This window comes from Amycolatopsis panacis, from assembly GCF_003600245.1.
Lineage (GTDB): Bacteria > Actinomycetota > Actinomycetes > Mycobacteriales > Pseudonocardiaceae > Amycolatopsis > Amycolatopsis sulphurea.
This window is the reverse complement of sequence record NZ_QZFV01000070.1, coordinates 1-20758: the sequence shown is the minus strand read 5'-3', so window position 1 is coordinate 20758 and position 20758 is coordinate 1. Positions and strand designations below refer to the sequence as shown.

General features: G+C 70.1%; 23 protein-coding genes and 1 pseudogene. 11 read left to right on the top strand and 13 right to left on the bottom strand.

Annotated elements, in window-relative coordinates; all coding sequences use genetic code 11:
* Positions 1 to 28: 28 nt before the first annotated feature.
* Together D5S19_RS10255 and D5S19_RS10250 are read right to left on the bottom strand one after the other, a co-directional pair.
* The gene (locus D5S19_RS10255; RefSeq protein WP_120023116.1) at positions 29 to 1687 is read right to left on the bottom strand and encodes an AMP-binding protein; all 1659 of its coding nucleotides are present in this window, start codon (positions 1685 to 1687) and stop codon (positions 29 to 31) included.
* A gap of 38 nt (positions 1688 to 1725) precedes the next feature.
* Positions 1726 to 2031, bottom strand: a complete 306-nt coding sequence (locus D5S19_RS10250; protein WP_120023115.1) for a hypothetical protein — start codon at positions 2029 to 2031, stop codon at positions 1726 to 1728.
* A gap of 568 nt (positions 2032 to 2599) precedes the next feature.
* On the opposite strand from D5S19_RS10250, the gene D5S19_RS10245 reads away from it, so the two are divergent.
* The 3 genes from D5S19_RS10245 (at position 2600) to D5S19_RS10235 (ending at position 4550) form a co-directional block, all read left to right on the top strand.
* Positions 2600 to 3352 carry an ESX secretion-associated protein EspG gene (locus D5S19_RS10245; protein WP_120023114.1) on the top strand — a complete coding sequence of 251 codons (753 nt, stop codon included), beginning with the start codon at positions 2600 to 2602 and terminating at the stop codon, positions 3350 to 3352.
* Between the two features lie 65 nt (positions 3353 to 3417).
* Positions 3418 to 4176, top strand: a complete 759-nt coding sequence (locus D5S19_RS10240) for a PhzF family phenazine biosynthesis protein (protein WP_120023113.1) — start codon at positions 3418 to 3420, stop codon at positions 4174 to 4176.
* Positions 4176 to 4550 carry a YccF domain-containing protein gene (locus tag D5S19_RS10235; RefSeq protein WP_120023112.1) on the top strand — a complete coding sequence of 125 codons (375 nt, stop codon included), beginning with the start codon at positions 4176 to 4178 and terminating at the stop codon, positions 4548 to 4550. The genes D5S19_RS10240 and D5S19_RS10235 overlap by 1 nt, the downstream gene beginning before the upstream one ends.
* Before the next feature lie 20 nt (positions 4551 to 4570).
* Here D5S19_RS10235 and D5S19_RS10230 read toward each other — a convergent pair whose 3' ends face one another.
* From D5S19_RS10230 to D5S19_RS10205, 7 genes and pseudogenes are all read right to left on the bottom strand, one after another.
* Positions 4571 to 5365, bottom strand: coding sequence for a metallophosphoesterase (locus tag D5S19_RS10230; protein ID WP_120023111.1), 795 nt, complete (start codon positions 5363 to 5365; stop codon positions 4571 to 4573).
* Between the two features lie 37 nt (positions 5366 to 5402).
* Complete coding sequence (locus D5S19_RS10225; RefSeq protein ID WP_120023110.1) at positions 5403 to 6197, bottom strand: HAD-IIA family hydrolase; 795 nt, start codon at positions 6195 to 6197, stop codon at positions 5403 to 5405.
* A 50-nt stretch (positions 6198 to 6247) separates the two neighbouring features.
* Positions 6248 to 6490 (bottom strand): TOBE domain-containing protein, encoded by a 243-nt coding sequence (locus D5S19_RS34115; RefSeq protein ID WP_407641740.1) that lies wholly within the window; start codon positions 6488 to 6490, stop codon positions 6248 to 6250.
* Positions 6491 to 6832: 342 nt separating this feature from the next.
* A pseudogene (locus D5S19_RS34110) lies at positions 6833 to 7336 on the bottom strand (sulfate/molybdate ABC transporter ATP-binding protein); the annotation flags it as partial.
* Positions 7333 to 8100 (bottom strand): ABC transporter permease, encoded by a 768-nt coding sequence (locus D5S19_RS10215; RefSeq protein ID WP_120023109.1) that lies wholly within the window; start codon positions 8098 to 8100, stop codon positions 7333 to 7335. The gene D5S19_RS10215 and the pseudogene D5S19_RS34110, both read right to left, overlap by 4 nt.
* 55 nt (positions 8101 to 8155) lie before the next feature.
* Complete coding sequence (gene modA / locus D5S19_RS10210) at positions 8156 to 9019, bottom strand: molybdate ABC transporter substrate-binding protein (protein WP_120023108.1); 864 nt, start codon at positions 9017 to 9019, stop codon at positions 8156 to 8158.
* Positions 9016 to 9420 carry a TOBE domain-containing protein gene (locus tag D5S19_RS10205; protein ID WP_120023107.1) on the bottom strand — a complete coding sequence of 135 codons (405 nt, stop codon included), beginning with the start codon at positions 9418 to 9420 and terminating at the stop codon, positions 9016 to 9018. The genes modA and D5S19_RS10205 overlap by 4 nt, the downstream gene beginning before the upstream one ends.
* Before the next feature lie 224 nt (positions 9421 to 9644).
* Here D5S19_RS10205 and moaA point away from each other — a divergent pair, with 224 nt between their 5' ends.
* From moaA to D5S19_RS10190, 3 genes are all read left to right on the top strand, one after another.
* Positions 9645 to 10709 carry a GTP 3',8-cyclase MoaA gene (gene moaA, locus D5S19_RS10200; RefSeq protein WP_120023106.1) on the top strand — a complete coding sequence of 355 codons (1065 nt, stop codon included), beginning with the start codon at positions 9645 to 9647 and terminating at the stop codon, positions 10707 to 10709.
* Positions 10706 to 11011: a MoaD/ThiS family protein gene (locus D5S19_RS10195; protein ID WP_120023105.1), complete on the top strand. Its 306-nt coding sequence runs from the start codon at positions 10706 to 10708 to the stop codon at positions 11009 to 11011. Before moaA ends, D5S19_RS10195 begins: the two co-directional genes overlap by 4 nt.
* A gap of 666 nt (positions 11012 to 11677) precedes the next feature.
* On the top strand, positions 11678 to 12337 hold the full coding sequence (locus D5S19_RS10190) for a transglycosylase family protein (protein WP_120023104.1): 660 nt from the start codon (positions 11678 to 11680) through the stop codon (positions 12335 to 12337).
* Positions 12338 to 12453: 116 nt separating this feature from the next.
* On the opposite strand, the gene D5S19_RS10185 is transcribed toward D5S19_RS10190, so the two are convergent.
* The 4 genes from D5S19_RS10185 to D5S19_RS10170 form a co-directional block, all read right to left on the bottom strand.
* The gene (locus D5S19_RS10185; RefSeq protein WP_120023103.1) at positions 12454 to 13371 is read right to left on the bottom strand and encodes a molybdenum cofactor biosynthesis protein MoaE; all 918 of its coding nucleotides are present in this window, start codon (positions 13369 to 13371) and stop codon (positions 12454 to 12456) included.
* A gap of 142 nt (positions 13372 to 13513) precedes the next feature.
* Positions 13514 to 13987, bottom strand: a complete 474-nt coding sequence (gene moaC / locus D5S19_RS10180; RefSeq protein WP_120023102.1) for a cyclic pyranopterin monophosphate synthase MoaC — start codon at positions 13985 to 13987, stop codon at positions 13514 to 13516.
* A 10-nt stretch (positions 13988 to 13997) separates the two neighbouring features.
* Positions 13998 to 15392 carry an NAD-dependent malic enzyme gene (locus tag D5S19_RS10175; RefSeq protein ID WP_120023101.1) on the bottom strand — a complete coding sequence of 465 codons (1395 nt, stop codon included), beginning with the start codon at positions 15390 to 15392 and terminating at the stop codon, positions 13998 to 14000.
* Positions 15393 to 15498: 106 nt separating this feature from the next.
* Positions 15499 to 15684, bottom strand: a complete 186-nt coding sequence (locus D5S19_RS10170) for a hypothetical protein (RefSeq protein ID WP_120023100.1) — start codon at positions 15682 to 15684, stop codon at positions 15499 to 15501.
* A 90-nt stretch (positions 15685 to 15774) separates the two neighbouring features.
* On the opposite strand from D5S19_RS10170, the gene D5S19_RS10165 reads away from it, so the two are divergent.
* The 5 genes from D5S19_RS10165 to D5S19_RS10145 all read left to right on the top strand — a co-directional run bounded on the left by D5S19_RS10165 (position 15775) and on the right by D5S19_RS10145 (position 20486).
* Positions 15775 to 18012, top strand: coding sequence for a helicase-associated domain-containing protein (locus D5S19_RS10165; protein ID WP_120023099.1), 2238 nt, complete (start codon positions 15775 to 15777; stop codon positions 18010 to 18012).
* 6 nt (positions 18013 to 18018) lie between these two features.
* Positions 18019 to 18528, top strand: a complete 510-nt coding sequence (locus tag D5S19_RS10160) for a putative immunity protein (protein WP_120023098.1) — start codon at positions 18019 to 18021, stop codon at positions 18526 to 18528.
* 112 nt (positions 18529 to 18640) lie between these two features.
* Positions 18641 to 18979 (top strand): helix-turn-helix domain-containing protein, encoded by a 339-nt coding sequence (locus D5S19_RS10155; RefSeq protein ID WP_120023097.1) that lies wholly within the window; start codon positions 18641 to 18643, stop codon positions 18977 to 18979.
* Between the two features lie 14 nt (positions 18980 to 18993).
* Positions 18994 to 19857: an ImmA/IrrE family metallo-endopeptidase gene (locus D5S19_RS10150; RefSeq protein WP_120023177.1), complete on the top strand. Its 864-nt coding sequence runs from the start codon at positions 18994 to 18996 to the stop codon at positions 19855 to 19857.
* On the top strand, positions 19854 to 20486 hold the full coding sequence (locus tag D5S19_RS10145) for a PIN domain-containing protein (protein WP_120023096.1): 633 nt from the start codon (positions 19854 to 19856) through the stop codon (positions 20484 to 20486). Before D5S19_RS10150 ends, D5S19_RS10145 begins: the two co-directional genes overlap by 4 nt.
* The last annotated feature ends 272 nt before the right edge of the window (positions 20487 to 20758 follow it).

Here is a 20758-nt window from a genome sequence, read left to right as displayed (position 1 = left end):
GGACGTCCTCAATGGACGTCCACTTCGGTCAGGCGTGCCGCTGCTCGGCTACCTGCTCCAGCCCGAGCAGCGTCACCGACTGCCGGCGCATCTCGACCTTGCGCACCTTCCCGGTTACGGTCATCGGGAACTCCGCCACCACGTGCACGTAACGCGGGATCTTGTAGTGCGCCAGCTTGCCCTGGCAGAATTCCCGCACCGCCTCGGCCGTCAGCGGCTCGGCGCCCTCGCGCATCCGGACCCAGGCCATGAGTTCCTCGCCGTACTTGACATCCGGCACCCCGATCACCTGCGCGTCCAGGATGTCCGGGTGGGTGTAGAGGAACTCCTCGATCTCCCGCGGGTACACGTTCTCCCCGCCCCGGATCACCATGTCCTTGATCCGGCCGGTGATGTTGACGTAGCCGTCCTCGTCCATCACCGCCAGATCGCCGGTGTGCATCCAGCGCGCGGCATCGATCGCCTCCGCGGTCTTCTCCGGCTCCTCCCAATACCCGAGCATCACCGAATAGCCCCGCGTGCACAGCTCGCCCGGGGTACCCCGCCCCACCGTCAGCCCGGTCTCCGGATCGACCACCTTGGACTCCAGATGCGGACCGACCCGCCCCACCGTGGACACCCGCCGCGCCACCGAATCGTCCGCGCGGGTCTGCGTGGACACCGGGGAGGTCTCGGTCATGCCGTAGCAAATGGACACCTCGGTCATGCCCATCCGATCGATCACCTGCCTCATCACCTCGACCGGACACGGCGAGCCCGCCATGATCCCGGTGCGCAGCGAGGACAGGTCGTGGGTGGCGAAATCCGGATCGTTCAGCTCGGCGATGAACATCGTCGGCACTCCGTACAACGACGTGCACCGCTCCGCGGCGACCGCGGCCAGCGTCGCTTTCGGATCGAAACCCGGCGCCGGGATCACCATACAGGCGCCGTGACTCGTACACGCCAGATTGCCCATGACCATGCCGAAACAGTGGTAAAAGGGCACCGGAATGCACACCCGGTCCTGCTCGGTGTAGTTGCACAGCTCCCCGACGAAGAACCCGTTGTTCAGAATGTTGTGATGCGACAGCGTGGCGCCCTTCGGGAAACCCGTGGTCCCCGAGGTGTATTGAATGTTGATCGGATCATCCGCGGACAACGACGCCTGCAGCCCGGCCAGGACCGCCGGATCCCCGCCACGGCCGGATTCCCTCAGCCCGGTCCAGGAATCGGTCCCGAGCAGCACCACGTGTTCCAGGCCCGGGCATTTCGGCCGGACCTGCTCGATCATGCCCGCGTAATCCGAGGTCTTGAACCGTTCCGCGGCGACCAGCATCCGCACCCCGGCCTGGTTCAGCACATACTCCAGCTCATGCGCGCGATAGGCGGGGTTGATGTTGACCAGAATCGCGCCGATCTTCGCGGTCGCGTACTGCAGCAGTGTCCATTCCGCCCGGTTCGGCGCCCAGATCCCGACCCGCTCGCCCTTGCCGATCCCGGTCGCGACCAGGCCGTGCGCCAGCGTGTTCACCTCGGCGGCCAATTCGCGGTAAGTCCAGCGGCTGCCCGCTTCCCGGTCCACCAGTGCGTCCCGGTCGCCGAAAGCGGCCACCGTGCGATCGAAATTGTCGCCGATCGTGTCGCCCAGCAGGGGAACATCGGAGATCCCGGAGGCGTAGCTGGGCAGGGCTGGGATTTCGGGCATGGGGACTCCTGTCCTGAGTTTCCGTCGGTACGACCGTCTCAGACCGCGTACGGCGCCGACTCGGCGCCGGCGATCATCGCGTCCACAGACGGCTTGGCCTGTTCCTCACGCAACCGGCCGAGGCCGCACGCGCACGCTACGGCGACGGCCTGCCGCCGTGCGGCGGTCTCGAACAGGTGCAGCGCCTGTGCGCCGGCCACGGAGCGGTGCGCGACGTGCTCGGGTCGTAGTTGCGCGCCCGGGACCACGTCGTAGCTACCGAAGTCGTCGTGGTTGCCGAGCCGATCCTTCAGGTGGTCGAGGGTCCAGTCGGAGTCCTGGCGCACCGGCAGGCCGGTGAGCACGTGTCCCCTGGTCTGGGCGTGGAACCAACTCGGCGCGTCGAGGTCGTATCGCCCAGCCCCGGTGGGAGCGAGCCGCAGAAATGCAACACTCGGTGTGTCATGAGAAGTCCTTTGCCGAGCGCGTGCGGGACGCCGATGCTGATCCCGAGGCCGGCCGGCGCCGCGACTCGCCTCGGTCCGGGTGATACGTCTCAGGCCGACCTTCACATTCGTGAACGTGACCATGTGACACCTCCGCTCAGGTGGACAGTATGGTGCATCACACCTTTGACGTGCGAGCATCGCACCTTGTGTTCGGGGCAGCACGGATGGCGGGACGGCAGAAGCCCCAGGTCGGAGCGGGGATACGCGTACGCGCGTAGATCGGGCACCGCTCGCCGGTCAGCGACGTCGCAAGCGGCTATTTCGTTCGCCGGTGGCGACGGCTGAGTCGCCGCACGAACCGGCGCACGTTCACGGTGTCGCCGGCGACCCGGCCGAGCCCGGCTCCGGACCCGAGTAGCCCGGATCACTGTGCCGATTCCGCTACCCTCGGTGCGGTTGTTTCGCATACGAGGGGACGGAAACGTTGCCGGAGGAGTTCTCCCTTGGCTGGACCGAGACCGACGTCGCGGTCCAGCGCAGCGGGCTGCCCGCGGCGTGGCAGCCGTTCGAGATCCGCAGCGCCGGACGGACGATGACCGAGCATCGGCAGCTCGCCGAGCAGGCCTGGCAGGCCCTGCGCGACCGCGGCCTCGCCGATGCGGAAAAGCTCGACCCGGACGTCGCGGCCACCCTGCGGGCCTGGACCCGGCCCGAGGTACTGATCATCGTGCGGGCCGCGGAACCCCCGTCCGGCACGGTGCTCTACCGCGCCTGCGTCGGTGACGGGCTGGGCGTGTTCTCGCTGCAGATGGAGGACGGCCTGCACTTCCGGCAGGTCCGGCCGGACCGGCTGGTGGACACCCTGATGAGCATGTTCCCGGACTACCCGGCGCTGCCGGTCGACCCGGTCGCGGTGACCCAGCCCGCCTCGCGCCGCGGTTCGGCCGAGGAGGAGGACTTCCCCACCGGCACCCCCGCCCGCCGCGAACGCGACGCGCTGGCCGGCTACACCCGCTGGCCCCTGCATCGGCACGGCACGGTGGAGCTTTCCCTGCGCCGCCGCCACGGGCCGCTGCACGCGATCTCGACCACGACCTTCGTGGACACCGCGGGCGGGCGCTACCTGACCTTTTCCGAGCCGCTGCCGGACGGCGGCTTCCGGCTCCGGTTCACCCCGTCCAGCGGGACGCATCTGCGCAAGTGGCTGGTGGAGACGATCGAGGAAGGCCTTCGCTGAACGACGGCGAAAACCCGGGAAAATCCCTGACGTCCGGCAAATCCCCCACCAGTGCCGTGCGCGGTATGCAGTTCTATGTCGTCGATGCCTTCACCGGGGACGCGTTCGCCGGGAACCCGGCCGGGGTCGTGCTCCTCACCGAGCCCGCGGACCCCGGATGGATGCAGCAGGTGGCTGCCGAGATGAAGCACTCCGAGACCGCGTTCGTGCTGCCCTCCGGCGGGGGTGTCACCGGGCTGCGGTGGTTCACCCCGGCCACCGAAGTCGACCTCTGCGGGCACGCCACCGTCGCGGCCACACAGGTGCTCGGCGGCGCGCAGGTCTACGACACGCGTTCCGGGCTGCTGCACTGCACCAAGCACGACGACGGCTGGATCGAGCTGGACTTTCCCGCCGACGCGCCACACCGGACCGAGGACGACGTCAGCCGGATCCTGCCCGGGCACACCCCGGCGTACGTCGGACGGGCCAAGGAGAACCTGTTCGTCGAACTGAGCAGCGCCGAGGAGGTCGAGCAGGCTGCACCGGACCTGGCGGCGTTGCGGGACACCTGGACCGGAAGAATGATCATCACCGCGCCGGGCCGCGAACACGACTTCGTCAGCCGGTTCTTCGGGCCGGGCGTCGGGGTGGACGAAGACCCGGTGACCGGTTCCGCGCACTGCTGCCTGGCGCCGTACTGGGGGAAGAAACGGACCAAGACCGAACTGGTCGGCGCACAGGTCTCCCGGCGAGGCGGCGTTGTCGCGGCGGTCGTCGACGGCGACCGGGTGCGGTTGCGGGGCCAGGCGGTCACCGTCGTGAGCGGGGAGTTGCACGTCTGATGCGTTTGCTGCTGAACCTGATCTGGTTCGTGCTGGCCGGGTTGTGGATGGCGATCGGTCACCTGGTGGCCGGCGTGATCTGCTGCGTCCTGATCGTCACCATCCCGTTCGGTCTCGCCTCGTTCCGGATCGCGGCCTATGCGCTGTGGCCGTTCGGGCGAACCGTGGTCGACCGGCGGGACGCCGGGCTCGGCTCACTGCTCGGGAACATCATCTGGCTGGTGTTCGCCGGCTGGTGGCTCACCCTCGTGCACCTCGTGACCGGCGCACTGCTGTGCCTCACGATCATCGGGATCCCGCTCGGGGTGGCGAACTTCAAGCTGATCCCGGTGTCGCTGATGCCGCTGGGCAAGGAGATCGTCGACATCCACTGATATCGACTGGCCGCGGCCGATCAGTCCACCGGCACGAAGGGCAGCTGCACCACCAGGCACGGGCCGCCGACGAACAGGCCGCCGTCGATCCCCAGCGCCTTGCCGCCGGCGTACAGGTACGGCGCCTCGATCTGGGTCGGGTGGATGCCCAGCTGGTCGGCGATCACGCTGTGACCGTGCACGATCCGCGAACCGCCGAAGGCGTCGAGCAGACGCTGTGCGTGGTCCTCGCCTTCCGGGCCGCGGAAGGCGTAGCGGGTGGTCATCCGGCGCCACACGTCCCACCAGGCGGCCAGGTCGCTGCCGGTGAGGATCTCGTGCACGGCGGCGTTGACCGCGGCCAGGTCGGTCCCCCAGTCGAGGTACTCCAGCGTGTCGGAGTGCATCAGCAGGTGGTCCTCGGCCAGCGCCACCAGCGGGCGTTCGGTGAGCCAGGCGATGTGCTCGGGGGTGAGCCGGTCCTGATCCGAGAGCAGCCCGCCGTTGATCTCCCAGCTGCGGGCGAAGCTGCGCGGGCCGAAGTCGGACGGCACCGGGCGGTCCCCGAAGTGGTACATACCCAGCAGCAGGATCTCGTGGTTGCCGAGCAGCATCTCCACTGATCCGCCCGCATCGGCGGCTTGCTGCTGCAGATCCCGGACCAGATCGATGACGCCGACCCCGTCCGGCCCGCGGTCGGTGAAGTCCCCGAGGAACCACAGCCGGTCCTGCTCGCCGGTCCACGCGCCCTCGCCGTCGACGAGCTCCTCGGCGCGCAGCGCGTCGAGGAGCGCGTCACGGTGTCCGTGGACGTCCCCCACCACGTACAAGCTCATCGTTCGACGATAGGCCCTATTCCCGACCTCGTGGTGGTCAGCCTTGGCCGAACGGATCAGCGGTTCGCCCGATCAGGTCGGCCACCGAATCGAGCACCATGGTCGGACGGTACGGGTAGCGGTCCACCGAATCCGCGGCAGAGATGCCGGTGAGCACGAGGATGGTCTGCAGCCCGGCCTCGATGCCGGAGTGCACGTCGGTGTCCATCCGGTCGCCGATCATCAGCGTGGACTCCGAATGCGCGCCCAGCCTGCGCAGCGCGGACCGCATCATCAGCGGGTTCGGCTTGCCCACGAAGTAGGGCGAGCGCCCGGTGGCCTTCTCGATCAGCGCGGCGATCGAGCCGGTGGCCGGCATCGAGCCCTCGACGCTGGGGCCGGTGGCGTCCGGGTTGGTGGCGATGAACTTCGCCCCGCGCTCGATCAGCCGGATCGCGTTGGTGATCGCGCTGAAGCTGTACGTGCGGGTCTCGCCGAGCACCACGTAGTCCGGGTCGCGTTCGGTGAGCACGTAGCCCACTTCGTGCAGGGCGGTGGTCAGCCCGGCCTCGCCGATCACGAAGGCGGTGCCGTTCGGCCGCTGGGAATCGAGGAACTTCGCGGTGGCCAGCGCCGAGGTCCAGATCGACTCCTCGGGGATGTCCAGACCGGTGCGCAGCAGCCGGGCCCGCAGGTCCCGCGGGGTGTAGATCGAGTTGTTGGTGAGCACCAGGAAGTCGATGCCGTTGTCCCGTAACTCGGCCAGGAACTCGTCGGCGCGGGGCACCAGGTGCTCCTCGCGCACCAGCACCCCGTCCATGTCGCTCAGATAGGTCCAGCGGCGTTCGGTCACCTTCGCGTGCCCTCTTTCTCGATCACGCCAGCGCGGCTTTCCGCACCGTATCAGCCCGCCGCCGGGTGCACAGCCACAGTCGCGGCCTTGATCGACAACATGACCGGCGAGCCAGGCTCCAAGGCCAGGTCCGCGACCGCGGCCGGGGTGAGGTCGGCCGACAGCCCGGACGCCCACGGCGGCCCGCCGGTCACGCGCAGCCGGATCACCGGCCCGTGTGGCTCCAGCCCGGCGACCGTGGCACTCACGGTGTTGCGTGGGCTGCCGTGGTGCTCGCCGTCGTGCGGATACACCGAGACGGCGCTCGGCTCGAACACCGCGACCGCGGCTTCACCGACCACCGCGTCCGACGTGAGCAGCCCGGCGAGGACTTCGCCGGATCCGGTGCGCAGCCCGTCCGCGGTGGCCACCCCGGCGACCAGGTTCAGCCCGGCGATCCGCGCGGTGAACGCGGTACGCGGCGCGCCGAGCACTTCGCGGGTCGGACCGCGCTCCACGATCCGGCCCTCGGACAGCACCGCGACGTGATCGGCCAGTGCCAGCGCGTCCAGCGGATCGTGGGTGACCAGCACCGTCGTCGGCCCGTCGCGCAGCACCCGCCGCAACAGCCCGCGGATCGCCGGGGCCGAGTCGACGTCGAGCGCGGCGAACGGTTCGTCCAGCAGCAACAGATCCGGCGACGAAGCCAGCGCGCGCGCGATCGCGACCCGCTGCTGCTGTCCGCCGGAAAGCTGCCCCGGCCGCCGTTTCGCGAACTCCGCCGCGCCCACTTCGGACAGCCACTCCAACGCGATTTCCCTTGCCTGCACCCGATTCTTTCCCGTCGAGCGCGGGGCGAACGCGACATTGTCCACAACGGACAGATGCGGGAAAAGCAGCGAGTCCTGTGACAGCAGGCCGATCCGGCGTTCATGCGGGGGCAGATCGACGCCGTGGCCGACCAGCTCCCGCCCGGCCACGGTCACCTCGGCGGTCCGCACCGGCAGCAGCCCGGCCAGGCTGCCGAGCACAGTGGACTTCCCGGAACCGTTGGGACCCAGCAGGGCGAGCACGGTCCCGGCGGGCACGGTGAACTCGACGTCGAGGGCGAAGGCGCCGCGGGAAAGCGCGAGCCGCGCGGACAGTGGCCCCCCGGTCACCGCAGGCCGCCTTCCCACGAACGCGGCCGCGCCACCGCGATCACGAGAATGGCCACCACGATGAGCAGCAACGAAAGGGCCACCGCGCTGTCGATGTCCACTTCGGCCTGCGAATAGACCTCCAGCGGCAACGTCCGTGTGACCCCTTCCAGGCTCCCGGCGAAGGTGATGGTCGCGCCGAATTCGCCGAGCGCGCGGGCGAAGCTCAGCACCATCCCGGAGCCGAGCGCGGGCAGCAGCAGCGGCAGCGTGACCCGGCGGAACACCGTCCACGGGCGCGCCCCGAGCGTCGCCGCCACCTGCTCGTAGCGGTCCCCCGAACCACGCAGCGCACCCTCCAGGCCGACCACCAGGAACGGCATCGCCACGAAAGTCTGCGCGATCACCACCGCGGCAGTGGTGAACGGCACCTGCTGACCGGTCAGCCAGTCCACCAGCTGCCCGAGAAAACCCTTGCGGCCCAGTAGATACAGCAGCGCCAGCCCGCCGACCACCGGCGGCAGCACGAGCGGGAGCAGCACCACCGAACGCAGCAGCCGGATCCCGGGGACCCGGGATCGGGCCAGCACCACCGCCAGCGGCACGCCGAGCAGCACACAGGCCACAGTGGACAGTGTGGCGGTGATCAGGGACAGCTTCAGCGCCTGCAGTGACGAGGAAGTCACCAGCAGCGACGGAAACCTGGTGAGATCGGTACGTATCAGCAGGCCGACGACCGGCAGCACCACCAGCGCGAGGGCGAGCACTGCCGGGAACCAGAGCACGAGGGGTAACCGCGAATGCGGTGGCCGAACCCCGGCCACCGCATTCGAGCCGCCCCTACTCGGCCGGGCCAAATCCGATCTTGGTCAGCTCGGCCTTGCCCTGCGCGCCGAGCACGAAGTCGGTGAACTCCTTGGCCAGCGCGGCCTGCGGCGCGTCCTTGACCACCGCGATCGGGTACTTGTTCACCGCGTCCGCGGACTCCGGGAAGTCGACCTTGTCCACTTTGCCCGCGGCCGAGGTGGCGTCGGTGACATACACCAGCCCGGCGTCCGCGTCCCCGGACTGGACCTTGGCCAGCACCTGCTTGACATCGGTCTCCTCGCTGGCGGGCTGGAGCGTGGTGCCGGTGTTCTTCTCCACCTTCTGCGTGACCGAACCGCAGGGCACCTGCTTCGCGCAGACCACCACGGTCAGGCCGGGCTTGGCCAGATCGGCGAAGGTCTTGACGCCCTTCGGATTGCCCTTGGCCACCGCGATGGCCAGTTTGTTGGTGGCGAACACCGTCGGCTGGCCGTCGATCACCCCGCCCTGGGTGGCCTTGGTCATGGTGGCCTCGTCCGCCGAGGCGAACACGTCCGCCTTGGCGCCGTTGTCCAGCTTCTGCACCAACGCCGAGGAACCCTCGTAGTCGAAGGACACCTTGACGCCCGGGTGCGCGGCCTCGAACTGCTTGCCGAGCGCGTTGAACGACTCGGTCAGCGAGGCCGCGGCGAAGACGGTCAACGTGCCGCCGCCCGGTGCGGGCGCCGCGCTGGGGCCCGAACCGGTCGCGGTGCTGGGTTCGTCGCCCGAACTGCACGCACCCGCGAACAGGGCAAGCGCCGCTGTCCCAGCGACGACGAAGGAGACCTTCGCCTTGGCGACGGGGGCGCTGTGAAGGTTCCCTTCACGGACCCAGCGCAGGGAGAGCTTCTTCATCTGCTTCCTTCTGGGGTTTCCACCACGACGGTGGTCGCTTTCACCACGGCCACCGCGAGCACACCCGGGCGCAGCCCGAGTTCACGGACGGCCTCGGTGCTCATGAGTGACACCACTCGGTGTGCCCCGCACTGGAGCTCGACCTGGGCCATCACCTTGTCGGCGACGACCTCGGTGACCAGCCCCACGAACCGGTTGCGCGCGGAGCGCCCGACCGCGGACGGATCCTCCGGGCCGGAGGCCTGCGCCCTGGCGAACCCGGCCAGCTGCGCACCGTCCACCACTTTGCGGCCGACGGCGTCCTCGGACGCGGTCAGCTGACCGGCCCGGACCCACCGGCGGACCGTGTCGTCACTGACGCCGAGCAGCCGGGCGGCCTCGGACAACCGAAATTGCGGCATGGCCGGAACATTATCCCCGCAGATGCGGAAAAGCCATGTGGGTGCGAATTTTCCAGGTAACGCTTCGGCTATTGCCGGTAACCCCGCGACGCCCGCGGGAACCGGCCTGGCACAAGGGAATCCGGCCCGGCTCCACGAAGTGGCGGACCACCCGCGGCAACCCTGGTGACCTGCGCCACGGCCGGCCTCTGCTTTTCCTCTCCGGCCGGGCTATCCTGAACGCAATGACCGCAGTAGATCTCGGGTTTCCTCGCGTCCCCGGTACACGAGGTCAGACCGGCGCGCCCCGCCCGGAGCACCCCGGCCTGCTGGATTCCTTCGGCCGCGTCGCGACCGACCTGCGAGTCTCCCTCACCGACCGGTGCAACCTGCGCTGTACATACTGCATGCCCGCCGAAGGGCTCGACTGGCTGCCCGGCGAGCAGGTGCTCACCGACGACGAGCTGGTGCGGCTGATGCGGATCGCGGTCGAACAGCTGGGCATCACCGACATCCGGCTCACCGGCGGTGAACCACTGCTGCGGGCGGGGCTGGAGGACATCGTCGGGCGGGTCACCGCGCTGCAGCCGCGGCCGCGGGTATCGATGACCACCAACGGAATCGGGCTGGCCAAACGCGCGGCCGGGCTCGCCGCGGCCGGCCTGGACCGGATCAACGTCTCGCTCGACACCATCGACCGCGCGCGGTTCGCCGAGCTGACCCGCCGCGACCGGCTGCCGCACGTACTGGCCGGGCTCGCCGCCGCCCGCGACGCGGGACTGAGCCCGGTGAAGGTCAACGCGGTGCTGATGCGCGGGCTGAACGAGGACGAGGCGGCGCCGTTGCTGCGCTTCTGTCTCGACGAGGGCTACCACTTGCGGTTCATCGAGCAGATGCCACTGGACGCGCAGCACGGCTGGAGCCGCGCGGACATGATCACCGCCGCGGAGATCCTGGAAAAGCTGGGCGAGGCGTTCACGCTGTCGCCGTTCCCGGCCGCCCGCGGTGGCGCCCCGGCGGAACGCTGGCTGGTCGACGGCGGCCCCGGCGACGTGGGCGTGATCGCCTCGGTGACCAGACCGTTCTGCGCCGCCTGCGAGCGCACCCGGCTGACCGCCGACGGCGCGGTCCGCTCCTGCCTGTTCTCCAACGACGAGACGGACCTGCGTGCCCTGGTGCGCGGGGGCGCGCGTGATGAAGAGGTGGCGGACGCCTGGCGAGCCACGATGTGGGGCAAGCTCGCGGGCCACGAAATCAACGAGGCCGGCTTCGCGCAGCCGATCCGGCCGATGAGTGCGATCGGCGGATGACCATGTCAGCTCCTCAGCGCGCCACCCCGGAGACCGGCTCCGCGGAGCTCGTGACGGTCGTCGTCCGGTATTTCGCCGCCGCGCGGGCCGCCGCCGGGCTGGACGAGGAGAAGATCGAGCTGTCCACCGGCACCACGGTGGCCGGCGCCATCGAGATCGTCCGGGCCCGGCATCCCGGACCGCTGGCGCGGGTATTGGACGCGGCGGGCTTCCTGGTGAACGAGATCGCGGTCCGCGATCGGTCCCGCACCCTCGGCGACGGATCCCGGCTGGATGTCCTCCCCCCGTTCGCCGGGGGCTGAGCCGCCCGGCGAAGCACCGCTCACCCGGCTGAGTGGCACACAGGACGGCCGAGCCCGATCATCCGGCCATTCGGTCCGGATCGCGGCAAACGGCGGCGCAGACGCACTCAGCAGCCATTTCCGCTTATCCCTACTCTCCGAAGCAGTTCGCTCACGGCGTATTCGGGGTTTGCGCGAAACCACTCCGACGGCACTGGCGCGCCGGTCCGGCAATCGTTAAGGTACTTGCCCCTTTCACCGATACGAATGGCCCTTTGGCGCCATATCGACGTGACCCAAGCCTCACGATCTGTGAAATATCTCGGCCAGAAAACGGACCGATAACGGCCCGCTGACCTGCGCAAATATCCGAATCGAGGGAAGGTTGCGCTTGTTACTGTGACGTAGGTCACACGTCGAATGATTTCCGATCACGGCCGTAGTTACGTACCGTCGCTTTTCGGTTGGCCCCGACCGACCATGCACGACCGGGAATCCGTAGCGCCCAGCCCTGTCCAGCGGATACCCGGACCCAACCCCGAGCGAAAGCATTTCCGGACAGGGACGAGGGGACGAAGACGACGCGTCGTGCGCCGTCCGCGTCTGCCGCCCGGCAACGGGCGGACGGGCTCCCAACCCGACCCGCAGCGACCAGCTCGTAGGCGTAGGAAACCGAGATGTTTCGAAATGTCGTACCGAGGCAAGCACCGCAAGATGTCCGCTGCCACCCGCACCATTGCCCGCGTCGCTGTCGCGGGCATCGCGGTCGGCGCGCCCCTCGCGATCGCCGCGACCCCCGCGTCGGCGACGAACTGGGACGCTATTGCGCAGTGTGAGAGCGGCGGCAACTGGAGCACCAACACCGGAAACGGCTACTACGGTGGCCTCCAGTTCACGCAGAGCACCTGGAAGGCATACGGCGGCACCGGCAGCCCGCAGGGCGCGTCGCGTGACCAGCAGATCGCCGTGGCCGAGCGGGTCATGCAGGGGCAGGGCCCCGGCGCATGGCCGGTGTGCAGCAAGAAGGCCGGCAGCGCGTCGTCCTCCTCGCACCAGTCCACCAAGCAGAGCACCAAGAAGTCGACGGCCAAGCAGAGCACCAAGTCGGCCAACCCTGCCCCCAAGAAGAGCACCGCGCCGAAGAAGGTCGTCCCGGCCGCTCCGGCCGCCGCGGTGGGCAGCTCCAACCCGAACGGTGACTACACCGTCGTGGCGGGCGACACGCTCTCGAAGATCGCGCAGAAGTTCGGCGTCAAGGGCGGCTACGAGAAGCTGCAGGACCTGAACGAGAAGTACGTGCCGAACGCCGACCTGATCACCGTCGGCCAGAAGCTCGCCACCAAGTGATCCGGGCCTCCCGCGCGGAGGCCGGTTCCACGGCGTAGCCGCGGCCACTCACGCGAAGGGCCCCACCGCGTCCTAAATCCCCTGGCGGTGGGGCCCTTCGCGGCGTGCCGGCGAACTCAGGGCGAGTTCACCCACTCGTTCGTGCCATCGGTGAAGTGCTGGTGCTTCCACACCGGCAGCCGGGCCTTGACCTCGTCCACGAGTTCGGCGCAGGCGGTGAACGCGGCCCGGCGGTGATCGGCGGCGACCGCGCAGGCCAGCGCGACGTCGCCGATGGTCAGCGGGCCGACGCGATGGCTCACCGCGACCGCGCGGACCCCGGTCCACCGGCCGGCCAGTTCGGCGACCACCTCGGCGAGCACGTCCCGCGCGGTGGGATGTCCTTCGTAGGTCAGGTCCCGCACGCCCTTGCCGCCGTCGTGGTCACGGACCACCCCGGCAAAGGTGACCACAGCGCCCGCCGCGTCGTCCGACACGAGCCGGGCATGCTCGTCCACGTCCAGCGGCTGGTCGCTCACCTCGGCGCGCAGCACGCGCGCAGGCGCGGCGGACGTCGGCGACCGCGGATGGTCGCCCCCGGCGAGCTGGTCCACGGCGTGGTCGAGGATGTCCGCGAGCACCCGCAGGCCGTCCTTCACCCCGCCGCTGGATCCCGGCAGGTTCACCACCAGCGTGCGACCGGCCACCCCGGCCACCCCACGCGAGAGCACGGCCGTGGGCACCTTCGGCAACCCGGCCGCCCGGATCAGGTCCGCGACCCCGGGCAGCTCGTAGTCCAGCACCCCGCGCGTCACGTCCGGGGTCCGGTCGGTCGGGGAGATCCCGGTGCCCCCGGTGGTCAAGACCACCGCGACCGGTTCGGCGACCGCCTCCCGCAGGGCCACGCCCACCGGATCGCCGTCCTCGACGACGACCGGATCGGGCACCTCGTACCCTCGCTCGCGCAGCCACGCCACCATGACCGGACCGGTCTTGTCCGCGTAGACGCCTCGGGCCGCGCGATTCGACGCGACGATCACTCGTGCCGTTTTCATGCCGCCTCCGCGGGAAAAAGCGCGTCAGCGGGGTTCAATCTCCGCCTCCGCGGGAAAAGTACGTCGGCGGGGTTTACGGCCGCCTCCGCGGAAAAGAGTACGTCCGCGGTGTTCATGCCGCCTCCGCAGGAGAAATCGGGGCTCATTTCGGCCGTTCCCAGGTGCCGGTCTTGCCACCGTCCTTGCGGATCAGCCGCACCGCGTCGAGCGTCGCCGCCGGATCGACGGCCTTGATCATGTCGTGCAGGGTGAGCCCGGCAACGGCGACCGCGGTCAACGCCTCCATTTCGACGCCGGTGACATCGGTGGTCTTGGCCGTCGCGGAAATATGCACCGCCACACCGGCCAGCTCGAATTCCACGGTGACCCCGGAAAGCGCGATCTGGTGGCACAACGGGATCAGCTCCGGCACCCGCTTGGCCGCCATGATCCCGGCGATCCGCGCGGTCGCCAGCGCGTCGCCCTTCGGCAGGCCGTCGGCCGAGAGCAGGTCCACCACTTCCGCAGTGGTGTGCACCGTGCCGCCGGCCAACGCCGTGCGCGCGGTCGCCGTCTTACCCGAGACGTCGACCATCCGGGCGGCCCCGGTCTCGTCGACGTGGCTGAATTCACTCACACCGCAAAGGTTAGTGCGCTTTCTCCGCACGCACCGCGTTACGCACCGCTTCCGCGACCGCCGGGGCGACCGCGTTGTCGAACACGCTGGGCACGATGAACGACGCGTTGAGCTTGCCGTTGTCCACCACGTCCGAGATCGCGTCCGCGGCGGCCAGCAGCATGGTGTCGTCGATGTTGTTCGCGGCGGCGTCGAGCAGACCGCGGAACACCCCCGGGAAGGCCAGCACGTTGTTGATCTGGTTGGGGAAGTCGCTGCGCCCGGTGGCCACCACCGCGGCGTGCTTCTGCGCCTCCAGCGGGTCGACTTCCGGGTCCGGGTTGGCCAGCGCGAAGACCACCGCGCCGGGGTTCATCGTGGCCACCTGCTCGGCGCCGAACAGGTTCGGCGCGGACACGCCGATGAACACGTCCGCGCCGACGAGCGCCTCGTGCAGCGTGCCGGACTGCTTGTGCCGGTTCGTGTGCTCCGCGATCCAGGTGAGGTTCTCGTCCAGGTTGCCGCGGTCCGGATGCACGATGCCGTCGATGTCCGCGGCGACGATGTCACCCGGGTCGCGGCGCAGCAGCAGCCGGATGATCGCGGACCCGGCCGCGCCGACCCCGCTGACCACGATCTTGCAGTCCGCCATGTTCTTGCCGACCACGCGCAGTGCGTTGCGCAGCGCGGCCACCACCACGATCGCGGTGCCGTGCTGGTCGTCGTGGAACACCGGGATGTCCAGCTGCTCCCGCAGCCGCTTCTCGATCTCGAAGCACCGCGGCGCGGCGATGTCCTCCAGGTTGATCCCGGCGTACACCGGGGCGAGCGCCTTGGCGATCATGATGATCTCCTCGGTGTCCTGGGTGTCCAGGCACACCGGCCAGGCGTCGACGTCGGCGAACTTCTTGAACAGCGCCGCCTTGCCTTCCATCACCGGCAGCGCGGCGGCCGGGCCGATGTTGCCGAGGCCGAGCACGGCGGAGCCGTCGGTGAGCACCGCGACGGTGTTGCGCTTGATGGTCAGCCGGCGCGCGTCCTCGGGGTTCGCCGCGATCGCCTGGCATACGCGGGCCACGCCCGGGGTGTAGGCACGGGAGAGGTCGTCCCGGTTGCGGAGCGCGACCTTGGGGCTGACCTCGATCTTGCCACCGAGGTGGATCAGGAAGGTCCGGTCGGAGACCTTCCGCACGCGCACGCCCGGCAGCGAGTCGAGCGCCTGGGTGATGTCCTGCGCGTGATTCTCCGACAACGCGTTGGCGCTGATGTCGATCACGATGGTGTCGGCGTGCGATTCGACCACGTCGAACGCCGTGAGCACCCCGCCGACCCGGCCGACGGCGGTGGTGAGATCACCGGCGGCGCTGGACGACGCCGGGGCCTCGACCCGGACGGTGATGGAATACCCGGGACCGGGAACCGGCATGGCACTTCTCCCCGCTGGTGTGTTCAGGTAGGACAGTGCCGAATTTAGTCCCGTGATCGCCGCCACCCGAGGCCAACCGGGTGACTGGCCGGTAACCTCCGCGAGGTCAGCGGTTGATCTTGGTCTCCGGGTGCACGTAAGGCACCGAGTCCAGCGGGAAGGTCAGGTCGCCGAAGGGCGACAGCGCGCCCTGCCGGTCGGAGGAGAGTTCGGTGACCGGGTGCTCGCCCGGTTCCCCCGGCCAGGTCGGGTCGACGCCCTTGCCGCTCTTGCGCTGCGCACCGTTGGCCACTGTTTCCTCCAGGCCCTCGTCCGACTACTGGTACACAGTCTGCCCGAACACCGCCTGCGCCCGCGCACCCGCCCGGTATCCTGGGCCTCTATGCCCGCGACCTCCCTGGCGGACTGGCTGCGTGCGGAGCCCGACGAGGCACTCGCCGAGCTACTGCGCACGCGGCGTGATCTGTCCACGCCACCCCCGTCCGACACCACCGTGCTCGCCACCCGCGCCGGCACGCCGGGGTCGGTCGCGCGGGCCTGCGAAGACCTCGACACGTTCACGCTCGCGGTGCTCGACGCGCTGCTGCTCGCGGGTGCCGACACGGCAGCCGTGCCGATCGGCGAGGTGACCGCGCTGGTCGGCCGCGACGTCACGGACGCGCTCGGCCGGCTTCGCGCGCGGATCCTCGCGTGGGGCGGGGACGACGCCCTCCGCGTGCCGCCCGCGGCCAGGGACGCGCTCGGCCCGTTCCCGGCCGGGCTCGGCGCCCCGGCACCCGCGCTGGCCACCGACGCCGAGGCCCGGCTGGCCGAGGTCGGTGCGGACGAACGGGCGGTGCTCACCGCGCTCGCCGCCGGTCCGCCGATCGGGCGCACCCGGGACGCGGGGCTCGATCTGGCGCTGGCCGACGCCCAGACCCCGGTGCAGAAGCTGCTCGCCCGCGGGCTGCTGCTGCGCCGCGACGACCAGACCGTGGAGCTGCCCCGCGAGCTGGGCCTGCTGCTGCGGGGCGGGGTCGCGTTCGAGCCGGCCGCGCTGACCGAGCCGGAGCTGCCCGTCCATCCACATCAGACGGACACTGTGGACGAAACCGCGGCCGGCGAGGCGATGGAACTGTTGCGGCAGGTGGAATCCCTGCTGCGGGCGTGGTCGCAGCAGCCACCGCCGGTGCTGAAGTCGGGCGGGCTCGGCGTGCGCGAGCTGAAGAAGCTGGCCAAGGACCTGGAGGTGGACGAGACACGCGCGACGCTGCTGGCGGAGCTGGTGGTGGGCGCCGGTCTGGTCGCCGACAGCGAGAACACCGCACCGGAGTGGGTGCCCACCACGCTCACCGACAGCTGGCTCGCGTCCCCTTCGGTACAGCGCTGGATGACGCTCGCCCAGGCGTGGCTGGAATTGCCGCGGCTGCCCGGCCTCGCCGGCGGACGGGACGCGAAGGACAAGCCGATCGCGCCGCTGTCCGAAGACCTGCGGCGGCCACTCGCGCCGGTCGGACGGCGGCGGGTGCTCACCGCGCTGGCCGCGCTGCCCGGCGGCGCGGGCGTGCGGAGCGTCGACGAACTGGTGCGCGTACTGGCCTGGCGGGCGCCGCGGCGCGGTGGGCGGCTGCGTGACGAGACCGTGCGGTGGGCGATGGCAGAGGCGACGGCGCTCGGGCTGATCGGCCTCGGCGCACTGACCACCGGCACCCGGCTGCTGCTGGCCGACGACCGTGTCGGCGCCGTCGAAGCCATGCACGACGCGTTGCCCGACCCGGTGGACCACGTGCTCGTGCAGGCGGATCTGACCGTGGTCGCGCCGGGTCCGCTGGAACCGGAACTTGCCGCCGACATGGCCGCGGTCGCCGACGTCGAATCGGCCGGGCACGCCACGGTCTACCGGGTCACCGAGAACACCGTGCGCCGGGCGCTGGACACCGGCCGTACCGCTGACGAGTTGCACGCGATGTTCCGCGCCAAATCGGCGACGCCGGTGCCGCAGGGCCTCACCTACCTGATCGACGACGTGGCCCGCCGCCACGGCAGGCTCCGCGGCGGCGCGGCCGGATCGTTCCTGCGCTGCGACGACGAGGCGCTGCTCGCCGAGGTGCTGGCGCACCCGGTCGCCGCCGGGTACGACCTGCGGCTGATCGCGCCGACCGTGCTGATCAGCACCGCCCCACTCGGTGAAGTGCTGGAAGCGTTGCGGGGCGCGGGTTTCGCCCCAGCCGCCGAGGGGCCGGACGGCCGGGTGGTCGACCTGCGCCCGAGCGGCCGCCGGGTGCCCGGCCGCGCACGGGCCGCGCGGGCGCGGGCGGGCGAACAGGCGGTGCTGACCGACGAACAGGCTGCCCGCATCGTGTCCAACCTCCGGGCCGGAGACCAGGCGACGGCACGGCGGCGCGGCTCCACGGTCCAAGCGCCCCGAGGCGGCGGCGCGGACACGACGGCAACGCTGGATCTGCTGTCCCGCGCGACGCTGGAACACCGTGAGGTGTGGATCGGCTTCGTCGACTCCCGCGGCACGGCGAGCCAGCGCGTCGTACGCCCCCTGCGCGTGGGCGGCGGTGTGCTGGAAGGCGCGGATCACGAGCGATATCCGTTGCACCGCATCACTTCTGCCGCGCTGGTGGAGGACTAGCCGGCGATGATCCTGCCGAGGGTGCGCGACCCCCGCATGGTGACCATCCGCCGGGGCGGCTCGCTGACCGACGAGGATCACCGGCTGCTCGCGGAGTGGGCGGCGGCGTGCGCGGAGCATGTCCTGGATTGCTTCGAACGCGAGCAGCCCCACGACCCGCGCCCCCGGGAAGCGATCGCCGCCGCCCGCGCCTGGGCAGGCGGCGAACTGCCGATGATGCAGGCACGCGCCCTGGGCGGACATGCGATGGGCGCCGCCCGGCCGCTCGCCGGGGCGGCCCGCTTCGCCGCCTACGCCGCCGGACAGGCCGCGTGCGTAGGACACGTCGCCGAACACGACCTCGGGGCGGCGGCTTACGCGATCAAGGCCGCGGCGAACGCGCGGCCGGACGATCCCCTGGCGGGCCGTGCCGAGCGTGACTGGCAGCGGGACCGGCTTCCCGCGCCGGTACGCGCGCTTGTGCTCGAAGATCAGGTTCGGCGCAACGACATCTGCTGGTCGGTCTTCTCCGGCTGACAGGTCATGCCCTGCATGCCTCGTCATGGCGGCTTGTGGGGTGCGTGACGGGCAGGCGTCGGCTACACTGAATCAGTCGGATGGACTTTGATTCAGTCCGAAGGGAGGGTCCATGCATCCACACCACACGGGCACGCGGATCGCCCGTGCCATCGACACGGCCAAGCTGACTCAGCGTGCCCTCGAGGCGGCGACGGGCATCTCGCAGTCCACGCTGTCGCGGATCGTTTCGGGCGCTCGTACGGCGAAGCTTCCGGAGATCGCCGCGATCGCGCACGTCACCGGGACAACGGTCGCCGAGCTGACCGGTTCCCCGACCGTGGCCGCCCGGGTGCAGTGCGCCGCGCGGGCAACAAATGGCTCGGACCTGTCGCAGATGCGTGCGACCCTGCTGCACTACCTGGAACTGGACGCCTACCTGGATGACCAGGCCGTGCCGGCCACGGTGTGAGCGCGGACACGGAGATGACCGCAGAAACCGAGGGCCGCGGCGCGGCCGAAGAGTTCCGGACCGGCTATCGCCTGGGGATACAGCCTCTGGGGGATCTGGCCGCGCTCATCGAGCAGACCACAGGAGTCGACGTCGCAGTCCTCGAGGCCGGGCTGGACCAGCACGGCCTGACCATGCGGGACCCTGCGCGCGACGCGGTGTTCATCGGCGTCGCGCGCACCCGCAATCCGATGCGGCAGCGCAGCACCCTCGCCCATGAACTCGCGCACGTTCTCTTCGGCGACTGGGCCGACGACCACGACGGGGACTGGTCGGAAAGAACGCACGCCGAGCGGCGAGCCGATGCGTTCGCCCGCCACCTCCTGCTTCCGGTGGACGGGGTCGCTCAGTTCGTCGCGGATCAGCCGGTCACGCCTGCCACGCTGTCGAACATCGTCCAGCGGTTCCTCGCCTCGCCTGCTATGGCCGCGATCCAGCTGTGCGAAGGCGGGCACATCGATGCCGCCACCAAGGATCACTGGAGGGAGTCGACGACACCGCAACTGGCGGCCCGATTCGGCTGGAGCGACCAGTACGCGTCATTGCAGGCCGAGTCCGACCACACCCGCGCACCGCAACGGCTGCTCGCTCGTGCGGTCGCCGGCTATGCGGAATCGGTCGTGTCGGTTCAGACCATTGCCACGCTGCGCGGCATCCCGGCCGGGCAAGCCGAAGCCGAACTGCGCGCAGCCGGCATCGCTGCGCCCACGCAGCGGATTTCCTGGACCGATGCCGACGACCTGCCCGACGTCGACGTGGACCTGGCCGAGCTGGACCATGACCTCGGCGCACCGGATGGAGCGGATGGGAACCGCACGCGGGATCGCGAGGGCCGATGACCGAGCGGCCGATCATCGACGCCGGCCCCAGCCTCACCTTCCTGTCGATCAACCAGCAGCGCTTGCTCATCGGTGTCCTGGGCCGGCTCTCGGTACCGGAGACCGTCGAGGACGAGGTGCTCCGGAAATCCGCGCAGGACCGTCGATTCCGCACTGTCGAACCGACATGGCGGAGACTCACGCCGAAATGGCTGCAGGTGCTGTCCGACGACCCCACTCCCGATCTCGCGGCCGTGATCGAGCGGATCACGCGGCTTCCGCTGCCGCAGCGGATGCAGCAGTCCCAGGACTTGGGGGAACTCATGGTCGTCGCGCATGCCGTTGTCGGCGCGGAGTCCGGAAAGACCATGCGGGTTCTGATCGACGACGGGCGGGGTGCGCAGCTCGCCACCGCCGAGGCAGGCAGGCTCGACCGCCTGCGGCGTCAGGGAAAACCCGTCGGCAGGATCGAACTGGTGAGCACGCTGACCGTTTTCGAACTCGCCGCTCGAAAAGGACTGGTGAGCGACCGTGCCGCGATGCGCGACCTCTATCGCCGCATGCGCGACGTGGACGATGGCCTGCCGCCCGTCGAGCGCACGCGACTGCTGTCCAAGACACTGTGGACACAGCCTTCGCTGCAACCCTGACCGCCTTGCCGCTCCCGCAGGCAGTCTCCACCGCGTCCGCTGAGAGGGAAGGCCGTGAAGGGATGTCTTCACGGACGCTGAGGCCAGGGTGTCGGCAAAGTCGGTGTAGAGGTCCGTGAAGGGACCCTTCACGGACTCTGAGTCCAGGGCGTCGGCAAAGTCGGTGTGGAGGGCCCTGCGCAGCTGCGGAGGGCTGTGAAGGGCCCCTTCACGGACTCTGAGTCCGTCAGGGGCACCCTCACGGACCCGAAACCGGTCGGGCAGCCACGGCT

What these genes read in the sequence shown, in the direction of transcription:
- D5S19_RS10240 (WP_120023113.1), top strand. Translation starts at nt 3,418, where the DNA reads ATGCAGTTCTATGTCGTCGATGCCTTCACCGGGGACGCGTTCGCCGGG.
- moaA (WP_120023106.1), top strand. Translation starts at nt 9,645, where the DNA reads ATGACCGCAGTAGATCTCGGGTTTCCTCGCGTCCCCGGTACACGAGGT.
- D5S19_RS10185 (WP_120023103.1), bottom strand. Translation starts at nt 13,371, where the DNA reads ATGAAAACGGCACGAGTGATCGTCGCGTCGAATCGCGCGGCCCGAGGC.
- D5S19_RS10150 (WP_120023177.1), top strand. Translation starts at nt 18,994, where the DNA reads ATGACCGCAGAAACCGAGGGCCGCGGCGCGGCCGAAGAGTTCCGGACC.
- D5S19_RS10160 (WP_120023098.1), top strand. Translation starts at nt 18,019, where the DNA reads ATGATCCTGCCGAGGGTGCGCGACCCCCGCATGGTGACCATCCGCCGG.
- D5S19_RS10190 (WP_120023104.1), top strand. Translation starts at nt 11,678, where the DNA reads ATGTCGTACCGAGGCAAGCACCGCAAGATGTCCGCTGCCACCCGCACC.
- D5S19_RS10195 (WP_120023105.1), top strand. Translation starts at nt 10,706, where the DNA reads ATGACCATGTCAGCTCCTCAGCGCGCCACCCCGGAGACCGGCTCCGCG.
- D5S19_RS10145 (WP_120023096.1), top strand. Translation starts at nt 19,854, where the DNA reads ATGACCGAGCGGCCGATCATCGACGCCGGCCCCAGCCTCACCTTCCTG.
- modA (WP_120023108.1), bottom strand. Translation starts at nt 9,019, where the DNA reads ATGAAGAAGCTCTCCCTGCGCTGGGTCCGTGAAGGGAACCTTCACAGC.
- D5S19_RS10230 (WP_120023111.1), bottom strand. Translation starts at nt 5,365, where the DNA reads ATGAGCTTGTACGTGGTGGGGGACGTCCACGGACACCGTGACGCGCTC.
- D5S19_RS10205 (WP_120023107.1), bottom strand. Translation starts at nt 9,420, where the DNA reads ATGCCGCAATTTCGGTTGTCCGAGGCCGCCCGGCTGCTCGGCGTCAGT.
- D5S19_RS10255 (WP_120023116.1), bottom strand. Translation starts at nt 1,687, where the DNA reads ATGCCCGAAATCCCAGCCCTGCCCAGCTACGCCTCCGGGATCTCCGAT.
- D5S19_RS10155 (WP_120023097.1), top strand. Translation starts at nt 18,641, where the DNA reads ATGCATCCACACCACACGGGCACGCGGATCGCCCGTGCCATCGACACG.
- D5S19_RS10175 (WP_120023101.1), bottom strand. Translation starts at nt 15,392, where the DNA reads ATGCCGGTTCCCGGTCCCGGGTATTCCATCACCGTCCGGGTCGAGGCC.
- D5S19_RS10235 (WP_120023112.1), top strand. Translation starts at nt 4,176, where the DNA reads ATGCGTTTGCTGCTGAACCTGATCTGGTTCGTGCTGGCCGGGTTGTGG.
- D5S19_RS10165 (WP_120023099.1), top strand. Translation starts at nt 15,775, where the DNA reads ATGCCCGCGACCTCCCTGGCGGACTGGCTGCGTGCGGAGCCCGACGAG.